This window comes from Symmachiella dynata (assembly GCF_007747995.1).
Lineage (GTDB): Bacteria > Planctomycetota > Planctomycetia > Planctomycetales > Planctomycetaceae > Symmachiella > Symmachiella dynata.
Genome location: NZ_CP036276.1, coordinates 5,524,266 through 5,544,319, shown reverse-complemented (window position 1 = coordinate 5,544,319; position 20,054 = coordinate 5,524,266). Strand labels below are relative to the sequence as shown.

Sequence of the window (20,054 nt, the reverse complement as noted above, 5' to 3'; positions counted from 1 at the left end):
GGCGGAAACGCCCGTAGACTCCAACAACTAGCCCGGCTTTCCCTTCACATTTTTCATTCGATTCGGATATCGCGATGTTTTCGCATTTCTTCATTGACCGACCTATTTTCGCCACGGTGTTGTCGGTCGTGATTCTGATTGTGGGCAGCGTCTCCTTTTTTGCGTTGCCGGTGGCGCAATATCCAGAGGTCACGCCTCCGACGATTCAAGTGACGACAACCTATCCCGGTGCGAATGCCAAAACGGTTGCCGAAACGGTTGCGACTCCGATTGAAAATGAAGTCAACGGCGTGGAGGGCATGATTTACATGTCGTCTCGCTCGACCAACGACGGGCAAATGTCGCTGGATGTTACGTTCGAGTTGGGAACGGACATCGACATGGCGCAGGTGTTTGTGCAAAACCGCGTGGCAATTGCGATGCCCAAACTGCCCGAAGAGGTCAGCCGGCAAGGGGTGACGACTAAAAAACGATCGCCCAGTATCTTGATGTGCGTCAACGTGATTTCTCCGGACGATTCGCATGACTCGCTGTTTTTGAGCAACTTCGTGACGACGCAAATCAAGGACGACCTGTCCCGTGTCAAAGGCGTGGGCGATGTCGTGATCTGGGGCGCGCGCGACTTTAGCATGCGGCTGTGGTTGGACCCGCAGAAACTTGCCGCTCGTGATATGACGGCCGGGGATGTGATGAACGCCGTGCGGGAACAAAACGTCCAAGTCGCCGCCGGACGACTCGGCTCGCCGCCGGTGGGTAATAACAAGGTCGGATTTCAGTACACGCTCAACACGCAAGGCCGCTTACTGACCGAAGAAGAATTCGGCAACATCATTGTTCGCACCGGCGAAGATGGCCGCCTCACGCGCCTGAAAGATATCGGCCGCGTCGAGTTGGGAGCCAAAACGTATGACATGGAGAGTTCATACAACGGTGCGACCGGTGAGACGCTGCCCTCGATCACGGTGGTCGTCTTCCAACTCCCCGGTTCCAACGCTTTGGAAACAGCTCAGGCGGTTCGCGACACGATGTCGAACTTAAAAGCAGCGAACCGGTTTCCCTCCGGCGTTGATTATAAAATCGACTACGATACCACGCTCTTCATCGAACAATCGATCAACGACGTCTACATCACATTGCTGCAGGCTTTAGGCTTGGTGTTTCTGGTCGTATTGATCTTTCTGCAATCGTGGCGGGCGACAATCATTCCCATGGTCGCGGTACCGGTTTCGCTGATTGGGGCGTTGGGCGGGATGGCGTTGTTCGGGTTTTCATTGAATAACCTGTCGCTATTCGGTTTGGTCTTAGCCATTGGCGTTGTCGTCGACGATGCGATTGTGATTGTCGAGGCGGTTGAAACGCACCTTGCCGCCGGTATGTCCCGCCGCGATGCAGCCCGGACCGCGATGACGGAACTGTTCGGTCCGGTCATCGCCACCTCATTGGTGTTATTGGCTGTGTTCGTGCCGACGGCATTCATGGCGGGCATCTCAGGCCAATTCTACAAGCAATTCGCGCTGACGATTGCCGCGGCAGTTATCATTTCGACATTCAACGCACTCACGCTCAGCCCCGCCTTGTGCGCCCTATTGCTGAAACCCCCGACGGCCAAAAAGGATCCGCTGGAATGGTTGATGCAAGTCACGATGGGGTCGTGGCTGTTCAAAGGCTTTAATTGGTCGATGGAAAAATCCAAAAACGGCTACGGTCGTAGCGTGTATTGGATTGTCCGAGGAGCGTTCGTAACGTTGCTGTTATACGGCGGCTTACTGGGGCTGACCTTTTATGGGTTCATCAAAGTTCCACAAGGGTTTATTCCGCAACAGGATAAAGGGTATTTGATTGTCAATGCGCAGCTTCCGGATGCGGCCAGTTTGGAACGTTCCAACGAAGTCGTTGAGCGGATGGTGAAGATCGCTCGGGATACACCGGGTGTAAAAAGCGTGATCGGCGTGACAGGATATTCGATGTTGGTCAGCACGAACTTATCGAATGCCGGAACAGCGATTGTCGTTTTGGAGGACTTCGACAAGCGGGCCGGAGTCCCGGAATTGTCGGCCGATGCGATTGCGGCAAAATTGCGTAAGGAATACGCGGCTATCCAAGAAGCACAAGTCGCCGCCTTCGGCGCACCCCCCATCGATGGCTTGGGGAGTACCGGCGGTTTCAAATTGCAGGTCCGTGATATCGGTGGATTGGGGCTTGTGGAATTGCAAAATGGGGTCCAGCGCTTGGCTGCCGCAGGAAATGCGCAGCCGGGACTCGTGGGACTGTTTTCTACCTTCAGTGTGAACCAACCCCAACTCTATCTGGATATTGATCGCACCAAAGCCAAAACCCAAGGCGTCGCCCTCAACGACCTGTTCGAGACGCTGCAGGTTTATCTTGGCTCGGGTTATGCCAACGACTTCACCCGTGACAATCGCAACTGGCAAGTCAACGTGCAAGCGGACGCCGCTTACCGGCTCACGCCGGAGGATATCGGGCGACTACGGGTCCGCAACGACAAGGGAGACATGGTTCCGCTGGCGACACTGGTGAAAATTGTCGATACGACCGGACCGGCGATTGTGAACCACTATCAAAGTTATCCCTCAGCCGAAATCAATGGCAACAATGCTCCCGGCACCAGTTCCGGCGATGCGATTATGATTGTCGACCAATTGGCCAAACAACAGCTAGGTGCGGGGTTGGATTTTGAGTGGACTGATCTGACCTACCAACAAATTGAGGCCGGCAAAGACGTGATGACCAAATTGGTCTTCCCGCTGTCAGTGCTGTTCGTGTTTCTTGTCTTGTCGGCGCAATATGAGAGTTGGTCCTTGCCGTTGGCCGTGATTTTGATTGTGCCGATGTGTTTGCTCTGTTCGATTGCCGGCGTGTTGATCGCCAAGATGGATAGCAATATCTTTACACAAATTGGCCAAGTGTTGCTGGTGGGATTGTCGGCCAAGAACGCGATTTTGATCGTGGAATTCGCCCGCAACAAACAGGACGAAGGCCTGTCGCGGATCGATGCGGTTGTCGAAGCCTGCCGGTTGCGATTGCGGCCAATTCTGATGACCGCCTTCTCGTCCGTGTTGGGTTTCTTGCCGCTGATCATTGCGACCGGTGCCGGGGCGGAAATGCGGATCGCACTGGGTGTCGGCGTGGTGGCCGGTATGTTGGGTGTGACCTTCTTCGGGCTGTTCTTCACTCCCGTGTTCTATTCGGTGATCATGAAATTCGCCGACCGCAACAAGCCGCAGCCAAACGCTGAAGAGACACACACAGAAGCGCCTCCCAAACCGTCTGCTTCCTAATCCGAAGGCACGACCGGAGGGAGAAGTAAGATCCATGGCCGAAGCCAGTCTGTAGGGCAGGCTCCCGCCTGCCGTGGTTAACGTTGGTCATGGCAGCGTTCTTGCGGCACAGGGACGCCTATGCTGCAATCGTTCAACGTTTGCGCGCGGTACGCTTTCCTGAATAGATCGCACAATGCGACCGCAAGCGGTCGGTTTGGGATTTTTAAACCCACAAATGAAAATCCCAGTTGCCTTGCAACTCGGCATCTGTTTCGCGAAAGTGAACCGCTGGTATAACACCGGTATGGTGTGCCGGTTTCCCATTTAATAGATCACCGTCGAGATAAATTGTTATGAAGAAAAATCCCGTCAAAGCAGCCCTAGCCGCCGGTCAACCGCAGGTCGGAACGTGGTTATCATTCGGCGATCTGTTCGCCAGCCGGATCATGGCCCGCATCGGTTTTCCTTGGCTAACATTGGACATGGAGCATTCGCCCATCGATTGGGCGCAGGCCTCAGCTGTGTTTGGCGCGATTGCTGATGCGGGTTGCGTCCCGCTGGCCCGCGTGCCGCGTGGTGATCACGATCTGATCAAGCGCGTGCTAGATGGCGGTGCTCATGGAATCGTAGTTCCGATGGTCAATACGGTCGAAGAGGCCAAGATTGCGATAGCGGCAACGAAGTACCCACCCGTGGGGAATCGTTCCGTCGGTGGCGGATTGCATTCGATGAATTTCGATGCGACGCCGGGCGATTACTTCAAATATGCCAACGATGAAGTCTTGTGCATTCTGCAAACCGAATCCCCCGAGGGTGTCGAAAACGCGGAGGAGATCTACAGTCTGCCCGGCGTGGACGCCATTTTCGTCGGGCCCAACGACTTGGCCTTCAACATGCGCTCCGCCGACGGCACCGATCCGACACCCGAAGAACACGAAGCGATGCTGCAACGAATTTTAGCCATCGGAAAAAAAGTCGGTACTCCGGTCGGCTTGCATGTACTGAGCACCGACGACGTCAAGCGGCGTATCGAAGAAGGCTGGCAATTCATCGCCCTGGCCAGCGAACTCAAATTCATGACAACCGAAGCCCAACGCTGCGTCTCCGAACTCGGCCTAAAACAAGCAGAGGATTTGGCGCGATATTAGGGCCAGCGTCGGTTTCTTGAGCCACAGATGAAACACAGATTGAACACAGATTAAAAAAGAAAATATGTTTGGGTCTCGGAGACCATTGGCTAGCAGCGAATAAATCGATTCAAAAATCAGTAACACAAAATTGCCTCTCCAATTTCGTATTGCCGCTCAATAACAGATCTCTAATCTGTGTTTTATCTGTGTTTTATCTGTGTTCAATCTGTGGCTAATTCAAGACTGACACCCACACCGCACAGGACGGACGATTATGAATGGCTCGGAAGCGATTTTGGAATTGTTGGCCGATGCGGGGGTTAAGTATCTGTTTGGCAATCCGGGCACCACGGAGTTGCCGCTCTCCGATGCGTTGGTTGATCACCCGCGGATCAAATATATCCTCGGCTTGCAGGAAGTGCCGGTCGTGGGAATTGCCGAAGGCTATGCGCAGGCGAGTCGTTCGCCGGGTGTGGTGAATCTGCATATCAGTTGCGGGTTGGGAAACGGGATGGGCATGTTGTACAACGCCTATCGCGCTGGCACGCCGTTGATCGTGACGGCTGGGCAACAGGATCGCCGGTTGAAATTCCAGGAACCGATCCTGTGGTCCGATATGGTCAGCGTCGCCAAACCTTGGACAAAATGGGCCATCGAAGTCGAACGCGCCGCCGATCTGCCCAACGCGATTCGCCGTGCTGTGCAAACCGCCTTGATGCCCCCGACGGGACCGGTGTTTTTGTCGATTCCTGTGGACGTGCAACGCGAGATCACCGAATTCGACCTCACGCCGCCTCAACCGATCAATCCACAAGTTCGCCCGCCAGCGGCTGAGTTGCAGCGTGCGGCGGAAATGTTGTGTGCGGCAAAAAATCCCGGCATCCTCGTCGGTAGCCGTGTCGTCGAAGCCGATGGTGTCGCCGAATTGGTGGAACTAGCCGAAGCGCTCGGCGCTCCGGTCATTTCCGAGTCAGGGACCACGCATGGACGGCTGAGTTTCCCCTGTACGCATCCGCTCTCGGCGCCCGGATTACCATTGTGGGCCCCCGAGATTGAGGACCGCCTGAGTGAATTCGACGTGCTGTTCGTGGCGGGGACTGACGTGTTTCGGTTGTATGTCTATTTCGAGCCGGCGCGGGCACTGCCAAAGCACACACGATTGATTCATCTCGATCAGAACTATTGGGAATTGGGCAAGAATTACCCAACTGAGGTCGCATTGGCGGGGGATCCGAAAGTCGGGTTGGCCGAATTGGCGCAACTGGTTCGCGGCCGTCAGAGCGACGAACAGCAGACGGTTGTTCGTGAGCGGACCGCACGCCGCAGCGAGGTGCATCAACAATTGCGCAACGACCTGCAGACAACGATCACCTCGCAGCAAGACCAGCGTCCGTTGACGTCGGCAGTGATTATGCACAGTCTCGCGCGGGCTTTGCCGCCGAATGTGGCTGTGATCGAAGAAGCAGTCACGACCACGAATACGCATTTGGAGCGTCTGGGGGCAATTGCCGACCCGACCGGTTACTTCGGCCATCGCGGTTGGGCATTGGGGTGGGGGTTGGGCTGCAGCATCGGCGTGAAATTGGCATGGCCCGATCGCCCGGTGTTGGCGGTGTTGGGGGAAGGGGCATCGCTGTATGGGATTCAAGGACTGTGGACAGCGGCGCGATATCGGATTCCGGTGACCTTTGTGATTTGCAATAATGCGCAGTATCAGATTTTGAAAATCGGAGCTCAGGGAATGGAATTGCCGCAAGCCCAGGCGGGGCGTTTTGAAGGGATGGATATTGCCGGTCCGGAGGTCGACATGGTGGCATTGGCCCGGTCTTTGGGCGTGCAGGCGGAGCGCGTGACCGAGCCGGATGAACTGACGGAAAAAGTCCGCGCATCGCTGGCAGGCGACGTCCCGCGATTATTCGATGTGCCGATCGACCGCCAAACTCCCGGACGACTGGGCTATTGATTTCTCATACGCTAAAATGCGGGTCATTGTATAAACGAACAGGACTGGTTGACGAGACGCTTGGTTGGAGACTGCGGTGGCAGAGGAAACAGGACGTACTTCGCAACCTGCCGAGGCAGGGGGTGATCCGCCGCAGCGGCCGGCGCTGAATGTCATGAGTTTGAATATTGCTCATGGGCGCAAATTGGCGCGCCACCAGGTGTTATTATCGCGGGCGACCATCGAAGAAAATCTGGCCGATATTGCGGCGGTGGTTCGCCGCGAAGAGGTGGACGTCGTCGCCTTGCAGGAAGCAGACGGACCGTCGTTTTGGAGCGGCAATTTCAATCACGTGGCTCGCGTGGGGCACCTGGGAGATTTGGAATACCACTTCCGTGGCGGGCATTTGGCAATTCGTGCGCGGAATTCGCATCTGACCTACGGCACGGCACTGATTTCACGCTGGCCGCTCTCGGCGACAAAGTCCCATGCATTTGCTCCCTCGCCGCCGACTCCCAAAAAAGGATTCGTCGTGGCCACGGTTACGGTCCCCGGATTCGGGCGCGATGTTGATATTGTTTCTGTGCATCTCGATTTTTTGAGTTTCCGGCAACGAACCCGACAGATTCAAGAGTTGATCAACGTCGTCTCCGCACGGGGGAATCCGTTGATCATCCTGGGCGACATGAATTGCGGTTGGGGGCGACAGCGGAGTTCATTGCGTCAATTGGCCGACAATTTGGGACTGCACACGCACCACCCTACGGAGAAAATCGCCACCTTTCCTGCCCACCGACCGCGGCGGCGGATTGATTGGATTTTCGTTTCTTCGGAATTCGAGATTTTGGAATACCGATCGTTGCCCGATCAAGTTTCGGACCATCTGGGAATCGTCGCCAAGGTCACCCTTGCGAAACCCGAGTAGCCATCTCATTCGCCCCCTTGTGCACGGTCAATGCCTTCGGGCACCCAGGCGAAGCGATACGCGTCACCGAGACGTAGTCGCGTGATGTAGACAATCTGATGGGTATGCCCCACAAAGTGGCTGACAGAATCGTAGATCACCGATAGCAGGTTTGCATCGAAGCCTTGTACGTTTCGCGCTTCAGTGAGCCGCTGTATGTCGAATTCTCTCAGCACCGCATCCGCATCGGCTATCGTTTGGCTCAACTGCGCTAGCAACACAGCCTTGGCCAACCGCGGTTGTTCGGCGAATTCCTGTGGGCGATTTCGCACGTCGGGTTGTTCCCCCACGCCATGCATAATCCACTGCCGCACGTTACCGCACAGATGCAGCACAATCATCTGCAGGCTATTGGCCGACGGGAAGGGGCGCCACTGGAGATCGTCTTCGGTCAGTTGATCGAGACAATGCACGATTTTTTGTTGGGCCGAATCCAACGTTTGTCGTGACTCTGCAATAAATGCATCCGCCGCGGAATCACCCTGTGGTCGGATGTTGTGATTGGGCGTCGATTCGATCGGCATCAGTTGGCTCATCCATTAGCAAGTGGTGGAGAATGTGTTGAGGGCGAGTCCTTTAAGCCAACAACTTTTGCACCACGTTGCCCGCCACGTCGGTCAAGCGGACGTCGCGGCCGCCGAATCTTACGGTTAGTTTCAGATGATTGATGCCAAACAGGTGCAGCAATGTGGCGTGCAGGTCGTTGACTTCGACCGGATCTTCTTCGATGTTCCAGCCGACGTCGTCGGTGCGGCCGATGACTTGCCCCCCTTTGATACCGCCACCCGCCATGAACATGCTAAAGGCAAAGGGATGGTGGTCACGGCCGGTATTGGAATCACGAGAACCGCCGCGGTTTTCGCCCAGCGGCGTACGACCAAATTCGCAGCCCCAGACCACCAATGTTTCGTCGAGCAGTCCCCGTTCCTTGAGGTCCTTGATTAGCGCTGCGACCGGCTGATCGGCCATTTTGGCGTTGAATTCAATTTCAGTATCCAAGCTGCTGTGATGGTCCCAAGAGGCGTGAATGATGTTTGTGAAGCGGACACCCCGTTCGATCAAACGACGGGCGAGCAGGCAATTTGTGGAAAACGAGTTGTAGGTTCCTTTTCCGCCGCCGCGGCCCATTTTCATGCCCTCTTCCGTGCGGCCCACGCCATAGGCGTCCAGTGTTGCTTGGGTTTCGCCGGAGAGATCAATCAATTCCGGCGCCGCCGTTTGCATTCGGTACGCCAATTCGTAGGAAGCGATCCGGCTGGCAATTTCGGGATCCTGAATCCGTTCGTAGCGGGACTGGTTCAGGTTGCTGAGTGCTTCCAGTCCAGTTTTCTGCATCTGCGTGCTCACGCCGGCCGGGTTGTTGAGATTCAACACTGGTTCGCCCTTGTTGCGAAACAACACGCCTTGATAGGTCGAAGGCAAAAATCCGCTCGTCCAGTTCGTTGCGCCGCCGCTGGCTCCTCGTCCGGAGGTCAACACCACGTAGCCGGGCAAGTCGCGTGAAGCGGTCCCCAGGCCGTAATTCAACCAGGAACCAACCGAGGGAAAGCCAAACCGCGGCACGCCGCTGGTCATCAGCAGTTGGCCGGGGTGGTGATTGAACTGCGTGGAACGCATCGAGCGAATCAACGCGATGTCATCGGCGCAGGTGCCGATATTGGGAAGCACATCCGAGAGTTCCATGCCGCATTCGCCATGCGGCGTGAACTTGCGTTTGCTGCCGATCAGTACGGCCGATTCTTTTTTGATGAAGGCGAAGCGGACGCCTTTGGTCAGCGATTCGGGGAGCGGCTTGCCGTGTAATTCCTTGAGCTTGGGCTTGGGATCGAACAGATCCAACTGGCTCGGCGCCCCCGCCATGAAGATAAAGATGCAGTTCTTGGCTTTAGGAGCGAAATGCGGCGCCTTGGGGGCCAGGGGATCGGTTGTCGTCGAATCCGCAGCGAGCAAGCCTTCTTGCTGCAGCAGCGATGTGAGCGCCAACGTCCCCAATCCGCTTGCGGATGTGGCGAGAAAATCGCGGCGTGTCTTTGTGATATGTTGCTCAAGCGGGTCCATGCGGTTACTCCCGTGTGACGAATTCGTCGAGGTTCATAATAATACGCGCCACGGCAATCGAGGCAGCGGTTTCGGCGCGATGCTCCGTCGGCAATTTCGCATCGCCGATCAACTGCGTCTCCGCCTCCGGATCCTGTTTGACCTGCACGAGCATTTCGTCGTACAGCGATGCGAGTTGATCAAACTCATCCGCGGTCGGCCGCCGCGCCATGCACAATTGAAACGCATATTGCAAACGGGCGGTCTTGTCCGCGGGATGTGTCGACATCATCCGCTGCCCCATGCTCTGTGCGGTTTCAAAAAAGACCGGGTCGTTTAATAACGTCAGCGATTGCAGCGGTGTGTTGGAGCGTTCCCGTTTTGTGCAGGTTGCGTTGGAATCGGGGGCATCAAAGGTGGCCAGCATCGGATAGGGGACGGTCCGCTGAAAGAAGATGTACAGTCCGCGCCGGTAACGATCCTGTCCGGTGCTTTCTTTCCATTTCACGCTCCCCGCATAGCCGAGTGCGGCCACGTCGGCCGGCAGCGGGGGTTTGACACTCGGCCCGCCGATGGTGCGACTGAGCAGTCCGCTGGCCGCCAAAAACGAATCGCGAATCACTTCGGCCTCCAACCGGTAGCGGTTCTGGCTCGCAAACCAGGCATTGGCCGGATCGCGGCTCACCAGTTCGGGGCGATACGCCGACGACTGCCGATACGTGGCGGAATGCACGATCTCGCGAATCATTTGTTTACGGCTCCAACCCTGGGCCATCATCTCGGTCGCCAGCCAATCGAGCAGTTGTGGGTGCGACGGCAAATCGCCGCGCAAACCAAAGTCGTCTTCGGTGGCTACAATGGCCCGGCCCATCAGATGTTTCCAGATGCGATTGACGGTCACGCGGGCGGTGAGTGGATTGTCCGGCGACATCAGCCAGCGAGCCAATGCCAAGCGGTCGGGGGATTGACCCTCGGGTAAATTCAGTTCAGGCAAAAACGAAGGAGTGTGATGTGCAATTTCATCCCCCTTCCGTAGGAAATCGCCGCGAATCAATAGGTGATTTTTGCGCGGTTCTTCGGTCAGTGAAATCGTTTGCGCCAGCGTCGGCGGGTAGGGTGGTTCCTTAGCGGCCTGTGCTTTGACGGCAGCGGTCAATTTCACGAATTCGGGGTCGACTCCCCGGTAGTAGGTATCGATCGTTTTTTGCTGTTCCGGAGTCCGCCGGTCGCTGGCAACAGTGAGCACATCAAGAATTTCGTCGGGAATCAACCGGGCAACCTGCGCCGGTTCGACATCGGTCGCTGCAATGCGGATACGACCGAGCGTGGCTTTGTTGCCACCCAGTTGCCGCAGCGTGACGGTCAAGGTGACGTCGTCCTCGAACTGGGCGGCATCTTTGACCTCGAAATGGGCCACGTGCCGCTTCGTTTTTTGATCACCTGCGAGGGACCAACCGGTGTCGTCCTTGCCGTCAATGGCGGCGGCAATCGGTGATTTTTTATCAGCGTTGCTGGCGGTTGGGTTATGCAGGGTTAACGGTTTTACCTGTGTGGGATCACCGGTAGGGGCAACCGTGGCGGTGATCTCCGAGAGCACAAATGTGCCGGCATCACTACGTCCGAAGCCCGCTTTGGGCAGGCTGTCGTCGGCGAAGACCTCTAGCCGCAAACCGGTGACCCGTTTTTGTTTGGTGTTGAGCACGACTGTGTAGACATCTTTGACGGAGTTCACGCCTGAGGCGAGGAGCGACTTGTCTGCTTGCGGGGAAAGCGTGCCGCCGCCGGCTGATGCGAAGCTAACGGGCTGGATCAAGGTCCAGCCGAGAGGACCGGTTGCGGAGGCGAGTTGTTGTTCCCACGCCGCTTGGTTTTGAGGAAGTTGCTGCTTTTCAAATTCCGCGACGGCCTGTTTGAGTGGGGCCATTTCTGCGTCGAATTTGGCTTTTGCTTCGTTATAGGCGGTCAACTCTTCCGGGAGCGGCGCGGGGATGTTCTCTTCTTTGTCGCTGTTGTAAAACGCGAACAGTCCGTAGTACTCACGTTGCAACAACGGATCGTATTTGTGGGAGTGGCATTGCGCACAGCCGACGGTCATACCCAACCAGACAGTTCCGGTGGTATTGACCCGGTCTGTGACCTGTTTGACGCGGTCCTCTTCCTTATCGGTGCCCCCTTCGGTATTCGTCAGAGTGTTGCGATGGAACCCCGTCGCGATTCTTTGATCCAGTGTTGGATTGGGGAGTAAATCGCCTGCCAGTTGCTCCGTCGTGAATTGATCAAACGGCATGTCGGCGTTGATGGCATCGATGACCCAATTGCGGTAACGCCATGCCCAGGGGCGCGGGCGGTCTTTTTCGTACCCATCGCTATCGGCATAGCGCGCCAGATCGAGCCAGTGTCGGCCCCAACGTTCGCCAAAATGCTTGGAGGCGAGTAACCGTTCGACCAATTGTTCATACGCATCGGGGCGTTCATCGTAAACGAAAGCTTCGACCTCAGCGGGGGAGGGGGGCAGTCCCAGCAAATCGAGACTCAACCGGCGGATCAATGTCGGCCGACTTGCTGCGGGAGAGGGTTCGACGTTCTCTGTTTCGAGTTTGCGCAGAATGAACGCGTCGATTGCGTTTCGCACCCACAAGTTGTTTTTAACTTGTGGCGGTTCGGGGTGGGTGATCGGTTGAAAGGACCAGTGATCGGTGCGGGGATCCCCTCCTTCAGGAACGGCCACACTGTCGGGCCAGTTGGCCCCTTGATCGATCCATGCTCTGAGCAAACCAACTTGCTCAGCTGTCAGCGGGTCGCCCACATCTTCGGGGGGCATCAGCTTGTCCGGATTCGCACCGGCGACAAATTGGATCAGCAAGCTTTCCGCACTTTTGCCTTTGCGGATCACTTGTCCCGTGTCGCCGCCATTCAGCGCATCTTTACGTGCGTCTAAACGCAGCCCTCCTTCGTGTTCCCCCCCACCGTGGCAGTCGTAACACGACTCGGCAAAGATCGGTTGGATGTCCTTGATGAAGTCGATCGGCCGCTCGGCGGCGGGCGGTAATTTTATCGCCGGTGGCTTCGACGCATCATCGTCGCCACGCGCAATCGCACCGCTGGCCACAAGGACCAATAGGCAAAACAAGGAACACCGACGCGTGCGGAACGGCATCGCTCAGGGCCTCGAAAAAGGGCAGGGAAATCATGAGAATCGGCGGGATTTTCGGTCGTGAGCGCGCAATACGACCGTCGAATTGACCTATCAATAGTCAAACATATGACTGTACCAATGTCAAGGACTGCCTGGGGTCGGCTTGAGGCTTGAGGGGACAGGCGTGAGGGGTGGGGGGATCAGACAGGGCTTGGACAACTCAACGCGACTGAGCCGGTACCAAAGTGAAGATGTTCTTTGGCCACAGATGTATCACAGATTCGAGGGCATGAAGCCGCAATGTCCCAAATCGACGGCTTGCCGTCGTGCACGGTAGTCCACTCCAAAAGACAAAATATCACAATGTAAGTAGCAAAACTGCCTCAAGCCTGTCTGCTCAAGCCTATAAGCCTCTCACTCCTTTGCATTCGACTTGCGCAACAGTTCTTCCGGAAACTTCGCCGGTGCGGAGCCGCTACGGCGACGCAGGTTTTGCCCCATCCGTCGTTTGTGGCTGAAGGGCACACGGTTGGCATCGGCTTTGACAAGTATTTCGTGCAATTCGGAACGCATCTGCTTAATGCGGTTTTGCTGGGCCGGATCGAAAATCAAATTGTGCTGCTCCAGCGGATCGGTTTGCAGGTCGTACAACTCATCAATATCCCAAATACCATGATACTGGATGAACTTGTACCGCTGTGATCGCAGTGCGAACGTCGTCGGCGTCTGCGGAAAGTTGTACTCCCAATAATATTCGTAGAGCAGGTTCTTGCGCCACTGAGCTGCGTCCTCTTTACCTGCTGCCAGATCGAGAAAGCTTTGCCCATCCATATTGGCCGGCGGCTTCAAGTCCGCAGCGGCCAGGCAGGTGGGACCGATGTCGATGTTGGCGACGACCTCTTTGACGACCGTGCCCGGTTTCCACAACGGCGGGCAGACCCCCACCAACGGAACCCGCATCGAAGCTTCGTAGGCGGTCCGTTTGTCGATCAACCCATGTTCGCCCCATTGAAATCCATTGTCTCCCATGTACATCACCAGCGTGTTCTCAGCCAGATCGTTGTCCGCCAGCCACTTTCGCACGCGGGCAATTGAATCGTCGACGCTGAGCAGCGCTTCGCAATACAACCGGTAATGCTCTTCGATATCGGTGTCCTGGTGATAGGCAAAATCGACGCCGTGCCAACTGTTGCGTTGATTTTTAAGCCACAGCGGTTTGCCTTCGTAGTTTTCCGTTGTGTCGGCCATAGTCTCAGGGACCGGCATCGATTTGTCTTTGTAGCGTCCCGCATGTCGCTCGGCCGGGTGAAACATGCCATGCACCCCTTTGTGCGACAGGTACATAAAGAACGGCTTGTCCTGTCCTTTGATGCCATTGAGCCAATCGAGAGCATAGTCGGTCAGTTCGTCGGTGATGTAGCCTTTTTGTGGCACTGATTCGCCGTCGACGTTCAGCTTCCAGTTCTTCAGATGTTTGGGCGGATAGTAGTGTCCTTGCCCGCGAAAACTAACCCAGCGATCAAACCCCGGCCGCGGTGCATCGGAATGTCCGCCCATATGCCATTTGCCAAAGTATCCGGTGTTGTAACCCGCTGCCTGCAAATATTGCGGAAAGAAAATCGTGCCCGGCTTGGTCAGTACGTTGTTATCCACGACGCCGTGGTTGTGCATGTATTGCCCAGTCAAAATCGACGCCCGACTGGGGGAACACAACGACGTTGTCACCATCGCGTTTTCAAAATAGACCCCGTCCCGCGCCAGCGCATCCATCGCAGGCGTCTCGACGAATGGGTGCCCCAAAAAACTCATCACGTCGTAGCGGTGATCGTCGGAGAGAATGAACACAATATTCAGCGGCTTCGCGCCGTCGGCTTTCGCCAACTGCAAATCGTCCGCCGCTTGCAGCGTCGTTGCTGAAATCAAGGCCACAACCGCCAATACACCCATGCAATACCGCATTGAATACTCCCATCCCGTAGGGCCGGTTGTACCGGCCGAAATTCATGATCCTCATCCAAAATCAGCATCGGCCGGCACAGCCGACCCTACTTTACTGTTTATCGCGACTGCACACCCCACACCATCAAGGTGCCATCCAGGCACACGGCGGCCAACATCTTTCCATCGGGCGAAAAAACGACATTACCAATTACGTGCGCCGCCTTTTTCCACACTGTTTCAATGACTTCCATCGTTTCGGTATCGACAATGTGAAGCTCGCCCCATTTGCTGCCAATATTGTAGCTACCCACACTGACCGCAAGTAGCCTCCCGTCCGGCGAAAATACACACTGTTGCACGGCGAAAGGACCAAACGACCGACCTCGTTCCGGAGATGGCTTATCAAATCGAATATCAGTGACTTCATCTCCGTTGGCAACACTCCACCACGCGACACTCGCATCTTGAAATCCGGTTACGACAAACTTGCCATCCGGAGAGTAATCAAGGCACCGAACGGCTCGATCTTCGATTTGAATTTCGCGGATTTTTTTCCCATCCGCCGTGTTCCAAAACTGCAGCTCTCCGCGATAGGACAGCCGACCGGATTCAACAAGTTTTCCCAATATCATCTTACGCTCGGGAATCCATTCGCCCCCGCCAGCGACGACCACATTGCCGTCCGGCGAAATCGTCGTGGAATTGAACATCGTATGGTCGGATTTGTGTTCAATTAACAACTCGGGAGGATTGAGTTTCCAAAGCTCGAACTCTCCCGGGACCGGGTGCGTCGTTTGGTCAGCATAGTTGCAAATCGCCAAACGCGTCATCTTTGAATCAATAGCAATCGATTTTGTGGGCAGCGCCGTTGTGTAGGGGAATTCCTTAATCACCGTATTGGACCTCACAAGACCAAGTTTGACGTCCGTATGGCGCGAGGCACTTTTGCGTGGTAAATCCCAGGACGACAAACCTTGGACATACAATACGTCATTCGGCGGAACGAGCGTTTTATCGACATTGATCATCGGTATCACGACTGCGAAATCACTGACTCCCGGGCCGTCTTTTATCTGCACGCTCCGTTGAGTGTTGGCCGAAAGGTCGAAAACTACGAACTCGCCGCGCCAGTGCCCAAACAACTGTTCCAAGACGATTCTGCGCGGTGATCCAACTCTCTTGACGACCACGAGCGTGGAACTGTCACCACTGAAGGCGATGGATGACAAGTCGATACTCGTTTCCGACATTTTTTCTCTAAAGTTATACACCGTTTCGGCTGATTTAGAGTCGTCCGCCATTGATACAAGCGGACCCGGAAGGCAATATGCTGAAATTGCCACCATAACGATATGAACAACTGTATGACGGTTTCTTGAACTCATTGGTGACCCCCGGAAGACGGCCTACTTCGTCATATTGCCAATTATCTGACGTATACGGTCGGGACATCATCCGATGATCGGCTATTCCGATCGCAATTCCCACAACATTAACGTCCCATCGACGGACGATGCAGCCAACATCTTTCCGTCATTGGAAAACTGGACGTTCAAGATGACTTGAATGTGATTTTCCCAAACCGTCGCAAACACCTTTTTCGACTGCATATCGACGAGGCGGACTTCCCCCCAGCGAGAGCCGCGATTCCAACTGCCGACTCCTACGGCAAGCGTTTCTCCAGATGGCGACAACGCACAACAATAGATACGAGGGCCGCCATACGATCTACCCTTTATCGGCTTTGGAACATCCAGCTTCACTTTCGCGATTTGTTCGCCGGTCGAGGCGCGCCACCACATGAGACTCCCATCGAGATCGCCGGTCACCAAAATCTTGCCGTCGCGAGAAAAAACGACGCTGTGAATACCGCGAGTCTCGCCGTAGGCGAAGCTTTTTAGTTCCTTTCCCTCGACAACCCCCCAGACGTTGATCATTGCGGAGTGGCTGGGCACGTCCAATACCACGGATCTTTTACCGAACGTGAGTGCTTTGGGCACGGTAACCGTCTTGCCGCCACCGAGCGCGAGGGTCGCTCCATCTGGCGAAAACCCAACGGAATAATAGCCGATGTCTTCCGAATCGCGAGAGATCCGTCTTTGCTGGTCCGACAAGCTCCACAACTCAAATCGTCCGCGATGATAAAAATATTTGTTTCCCTTGAGTGGCTCATAGTTGCAGATCGCCAGCGCGGTGAATGCACTATCGACGGAAATTGAAAGGTTGTGCTTCGGACTGTCCTTTTTCAACGGGAACGTTGCAATCGTCTTCCCCGATTTCACGGACTTGACCTTTATGCCATCGAAGCGATTTCCTTCGACTCCCAATTGTTTGGGGGACACTAGTTGAACCGACACCACGTCGCTCTCGGGAATTTTCCCATTTTTGTCACGCCCGACCGGTACGACTCGTGCTGAAATACATTTCCCGGCCGGAATTGGGAGGATATCCGTCTTGCCCGTGCGTACGTCATATACGACATATTCTCCTTCCCACACGTGGTTTGATTGATTTGATAAAAAATCGAACAATCGATTTGCAAGACGAGTCGTGTCTTTCACACCGACAAGACATGAGCCGTCGCTTGAAAACGCGATCGAGCCCATGCTACCACGGCCGTTGTCATGTATTACCTTGGTGTTAACAACCAATTCGTCGTCTGCACTCGATATACACGAAATCGACAGCGCAGCAATGATTGTTACTGCGGCCATAATGTGACACCATCTCGCTGCGACACGATTCATTCTTAACTGCATTCTCTTCATGGTCGCACGATTTCCTTTCAATCTGCCGCTATTTCATTATTCACCTATGGAACGGCCCCCATGGACGATCTGGCGAACCGTCACGCCTCTTCCACAATTCGGTCGTTCTTCTGCCGCCAGGCCGATACCAAACCCCATAGCGACGCCACGGTCAAACAACTCACGAACAAGGCAAAGATCAATCCGCTGTGCGTGCGGCCGTCCCATTGGCTGCGGTCGCGGACGAAATCGATCATTGCTACGAATTGCGGGGGCCATTGGAGCAAATAGTTCCAGGGCCAGCCGAAATGAAAGAACGCACAGTTGAGTCCGTAAAACAGCCACGAGGTGACCAACAATCCCCAGGCGGCCATCGCCCGGACCGATTGGCGGCGCAATTGCGCAGAAATCAAAAACGCAGCTGCGATCGTGGCAATGCCGATCGGAATCGCCATCAGCACCAGCGCTCCGAATCCCACGGAAATGGTTGGCTCTCCTGCATAGGCCAACCCCCTCATCGTTTTGCCGGCGATCGGAATTGTGAGCACCGGGAGCGTCATCAGGTAGGGCCAATACCGTCCGCCGACAATGCCGATCAGCGGAATCGTCGACATCACCAGTCCCCATTGGATATAGATTTGGCTCAGCCAGAAAATCTGCTTCGGCAGCGGCCAGAACTCCGCCGCTACGAGCAGGATGATATGAATCACACACAATGTGATTTCCCATGGCGGCGCAATGGTCACTTCGTCAGACTGTGAGCCGGAGGAGATCAAGTGTCGATTGAACCAGACGCCGATGGCGAGAATTGTGCCGAAGATCAACCCGAACGAGGTCTCCATCATGTTCCACCAATTGATGTGCATCGTGCTCCAAATCTCGGTTTGGAAGGTTTCGGGATTCCATGCGTGATAGGCTTGCACGCATTGCCCGCCGGAAAATCCCAGGCCCCCGGCGACAAAACCGATCAGCGCCAAATTGCGCGCCAATTTATCGTGGCGGATAAAGCTGACATAAGCGGTCAGCCCGATCCAAGCGAACAACAGTCCGCCCCACATTTCAAAGCGGGGCTTGAGCGGTTGATAACCATCGGGCAGAACTTCTGGTTCCGGTTCAAAGAACCAACTGTCTGAAAAATAAAGCGCAGGCAATTGTTTCGTTTCCGGATCAAACGGTGTATTCAACACCCAGATGCCCAAAAACATCAGGCAGATCAGCGCCGGCATCAGCAGACCGATTTCCCACCAGCGGTAACGCTTGCCTCCCAGTCCCATGCCAAAAAACGTAGCGGCAATGGCAATCCAAATACCCCCTTTGATGAACAACCCCAACAGACCCCACCGCAGCGCCCCCCAATGGCCAACCAGCGGGCCATCGTGCGTCAGTCCGACAGTTTGGCCGTAAGTCATCGACCCACCGATGCCGACAGCGACCGTCATCATGGCGACCGCGCGGGCACCCGTGAGGTTGGTAATATGCGGAGCAAAAAACAGGATCAACGTAAAGCCGACCAGCGCGCCGGCAATCATTGCTCCCGATTCATGTCCATACTGCCCGCGAATGCCCCAAGCCATGCCCCCGGCCATCGCAGCACAGAGAACGCCTAGCAGGCCCACCCAAATTGGGATGGGCGGTGTCGATAGTTGTGATTGCGACTGGCTGGCCGAGAGGGTTCCGTGTGACATAGGACGTCATGCTCCGTGATAGAAGGACTCGTAGGAGCGCTAGTGTGCCGTCCACCACAAATCGGCGAGGCCCACGACCAACAACCCCATGCTGATGATGATGTTGACTTGAAAAAAAGCAATGTTCACCCGTGTCAGATCATCGGGGCGGACCAACCAATGTTCATAGGCCAATAAGACGGCAACCAAGCAGGCTCCGACGAAAAACACCGGCCCCAACTCGGCAACGTACCATAGTCCGAACAGGCAGACCACCATCAGCACATGGCTGAGCATCGCCAGTCTTAACGCCGCTGGGATTCCCAACCGCGCGGGAAGGCTGTGCAAACGCCGGTCGCGATCGAAGTCGGTATCCTGGCAAGCGTAGATAATGTCGAAGCCGCCGACCCAGAAAAATACGACCAGCCCCAATAGTACCGGCGGCCATTCGACGTTGCCGCGAATGGCGATCCAAGCGGCAATCGGCGAAAGCATTAATGCGGCGGACAACCAGTAATGGCACCAAGCGGTAAAGCGTTTCGCATAGGAGTAGCCGCACAAAAACGCTAACACCGGCAGCGAGAGCAACAGCGGCAAACGGTTGGGCAGAAATAGCAGCGTCGAAGCTACAAACCCCACGCCACAGATGACCGTGAAAGTCACGACGGTTGGCAACGACAATAACCCGGCGGGCAAATGCCGACCGGCCGTGCGAGGATTGTCCGCATCGATTTTCCGGTCCGCCAGCCGATTAAAGGCCATCGCCGCCGACCGCGCGAACACCATGCACAACAAAATGCCCGCTAGGTCCTGCCAGCGAAAGGGGATGCCCTCTTGGCTATTCTTCCACCACGCCATCCCCGCTGCCAACAGCGCAAAGGGCAGCGCAAACAGCGTATGGCTAAAGCGGATCATCTCCAGAAGTTGTCGAATGCGAGTCGGCATATCAGTCCGTCGAACACGGTGGCTGGTTATTCAGAGAAACCGTGATTCTAACGAGCCAATTAACTGCGCGTCGACTCAACACGCAATTCTCACCCGCACAGTGCCGTAGGGCACAGACTAGCGAAAAATGTCAGTCTCTGTGTGGCTGGGGTCGAGCATTCGCTCGCCCCAGGTCGTTTGACGTCCCTACGCCTTAGAAACTGGGGGCGGACTTCGTCCGTCCCCAGCCACCCAGACGTCTCTGGTTCTATGCAGTACGACAGATTC

12 protein-coding genes are annotated in these 20,054 nt (G+C 55.6%); 4 read left to right on the top strand and 8 right to left on the bottom strand.

Features of this window, described 5'->3' with window-relative positions; all coding sequences use genetic code 11:
- The first annotated feature begins 74 nt into the window (after window positions 1-74).
- The 4 genes from Mal52_RS20915 to Mal52_RS20900 all read left to right on the top strand — a co-directional run bounded on the left by Mal52_RS20915 (window position 75) and on the right by Mal52_RS20900 (window position 7,278).
- Window positions 75-3,299 carry an efflux RND transporter permease subunit gene (locus Mal52_RS20915; RefSeq protein WP_145378459.1) on the top strand — a complete coding sequence of 1,075 codons (3,225 nt, stop codon included), beginning with the start codon at window positions 75-77 and terminating at the stop codon, window positions 3,297-3,299.
- 335 nt (window positions 3,300-3,634) lie between these two features.
- Complete coding sequence (locus Mal52_RS20910; protein ID WP_145378458.1) at window positions 3,635-4,429, top strand: HpcH/HpaI aldolase family protein; 795 nt, start codon at window positions 3,635-3,637, stop codon at window positions 4,427-4,429.
- Between the two features lie 256 nt (window positions 4,430-4,685).
- Entirely contained in the window at window positions 4,686-6,374 is a 1,689-nt protein-coding gene (locus tag Mal52_RS20905; RefSeq protein ID WP_145378457.1) for a thiamine pyrophosphate-binding protein, read from the top strand.
- A gap of 76 nt (window positions 6,375-6,450) precedes the next feature.
- Window positions 6,451-7,278: an endonuclease/exonuclease/phosphatase family protein gene (locus Mal52_RS20900; protein ID WP_145378456.1), complete on the top strand. Its 828-nt coding sequence runs from the start codon at window positions 6,451-6,453 to the stop codon at window positions 7,276-7,278.
- Window positions 7,279-7,283: 5 nt separating this feature from the next.
- On the opposite strand, the gene Mal52_RS20895 is transcribed toward Mal52_RS20900, so the two are convergent.
- The 8 genes from Mal52_RS20895 to Mal52_RS20860 all read right to left on the bottom strand — a co-directional run bounded on the left by Mal52_RS20895 (window position 7,284) and on the right by Mal52_RS20860 (window position 19,787).
- Window positions 7,284-7,841, bottom strand: a complete 558-nt coding sequence (locus tag Mal52_RS20895; protein ID WP_197534366.1) for a DUF1572 family protein — start codon at window positions 7,839-7,841, stop codon at window positions 7,284-7,286.
- 52 nt (window positions 7,842-7,893) lie between these two features.
- Window positions 7,894-9,375, bottom strand: a complete 1,482-nt coding sequence (locus Mal52_RS20890; protein ID WP_145378454.1) for a DUF1501 domain-containing protein — start codon at window positions 9,373-9,375, stop codon at window positions 7,894-7,896.
- A gap of 4 nt (window positions 9,376-9,379) precedes the next feature.
- Window positions 9,380-12,511 carry a PSD1 and planctomycete cytochrome C domain-containing protein gene (locus Mal52_RS20885; protein ID WP_145378453.1) on the bottom strand — a complete coding sequence of 1,044 codons (3,132 nt, stop codon included), beginning with the start codon at window positions 12,509-12,511 and terminating at the stop codon, window positions 9,380-9,382.
- 393 nt (window positions 12,512-12,904) lie between these two features.
- Window positions 12,905-14,449: a sulfatase family protein gene (locus Mal52_RS20880; RefSeq protein WP_231962405.1), complete on the bottom strand. Its 1,545-nt coding sequence runs from the start codon at window positions 14,447-14,449 to the stop codon at window positions 12,905-12,907.
- A 98-nt stretch (window positions 14,450-14,547) separates the two neighbouring features.
- Window positions 14,548-15,681 (bottom strand): WD40 repeat domain-containing protein, encoded by a 1,134-nt coding sequence (locus Mal52_RS20875; protein WP_197534365.1) that lies wholly within the window; start codon window positions 15,679-15,681, stop codon window positions 14,548-14,550.
- Between the two features lie 216 nt (window positions 15,682-15,897).
- Window positions 15,898-17,199, bottom strand: coding sequence for a WD40 repeat domain-containing protein (locus Mal52_RS20870; protein WP_145378451.1), 1,302 nt, complete (start codon window positions 17,197-17,199; stop codon window positions 15,898-15,900).
- An 80-nt stretch (window positions 17,200-17,279) separates the two neighbouring features.
- The gene (locus Mal52_RS20865; RefSeq protein ID WP_145378450.1) at window positions 17,280-18,863 is read right to left on the bottom strand and encodes a hypothetical protein; all 1,584 of its coding nucleotides are present in this window, start codon (window positions 18,861-18,863) and stop codon (window positions 17,280-17,282) included.
- Between the two features lie 39 nt (window positions 18,864-18,902).
- Window positions 18,903-19,787, bottom strand: a complete 885-nt coding sequence (locus tag Mal52_RS20860; protein ID WP_145378449.1) for a UbiA-like polyprenyltransferase — start codon at window positions 19,785-19,787, stop codon at window positions 18,903-18,905.
- Between the last annotated feature and the right edge of the window lie 267 nt (window positions 19,788-20,054).

Coding starts and splice junctions, on each gene's coding strand:
- Mal52_RS20915 (WP_145378459.1), top strand. CDS start 75: ATGTTTTCGCATTTCTTCATTGACCGACCTATTTTCGCCACGGTGTTG.
- Mal52_RS20870 (WP_145378451.1), bottom strand. CDS start 17,199: ATGAAGAGAATGCAGTTAAGAATGAATCGTGTCGCAGCGAGATGGTGT.
- Mal52_RS20880 (WP_231962405.1), bottom strand. CDS start 14,449: ATGCGGTATTGCATGGGTGTATTGGCGGTTGTGGCCTTGATTTCAGCA.
- Mal52_RS20875 (WP_197534365.1), bottom strand. CDS start 15,681: ATGTCGGAAACGAGTATCGACTTGTCATCCATCGCCTTCAGTGGTGAC.
- Mal52_RS20885 (WP_145378453.1), bottom strand. CDS start 12,511: ATGCCGTTCCGCACGCGTCGGTGTTCCTTGTTTTGCCTATTGGTCCTT.
- Mal52_RS20895 (WP_197534366.1), bottom strand. CDS start 7,841: ATGCCGATCGAATCGACGCCCAATCACAACATCCGACCACAGGGTGAT.
- Mal52_RS20910 (WP_145378458.1), top strand. CDS start 3,635: ATGAAGAAAAATCCCGTCAAAGCAGCCCTAGCCGCCGGTCAACCGCAG.
- Mal52_RS20860 (WP_145378449.1), bottom strand. CDS start 19,787: ATGCCGACTCGCATTCGACAACTTCTGGAGATGATCCGCTTTAGCCAT.
- Mal52_RS20905 (WP_145378457.1), top strand. CDS start 4,686: ATGAATGGCTCGGAAGCGATTTTGGAATTGTTGGCCGATGCGGGGGTT.
- Mal52_RS20865 (WP_145378450.1), bottom strand. CDS start 18,863: ATGTCACACGGAACCCTCTCGGCCAGCCAGTCGCAATCACAACTATCG.
- Mal52_RS20890 (WP_145378454.1), bottom strand. CDS start 9,375: ATGGACCCGCTTGAGCAACATATCACAAAGACACGCCGCGATTTTCTC.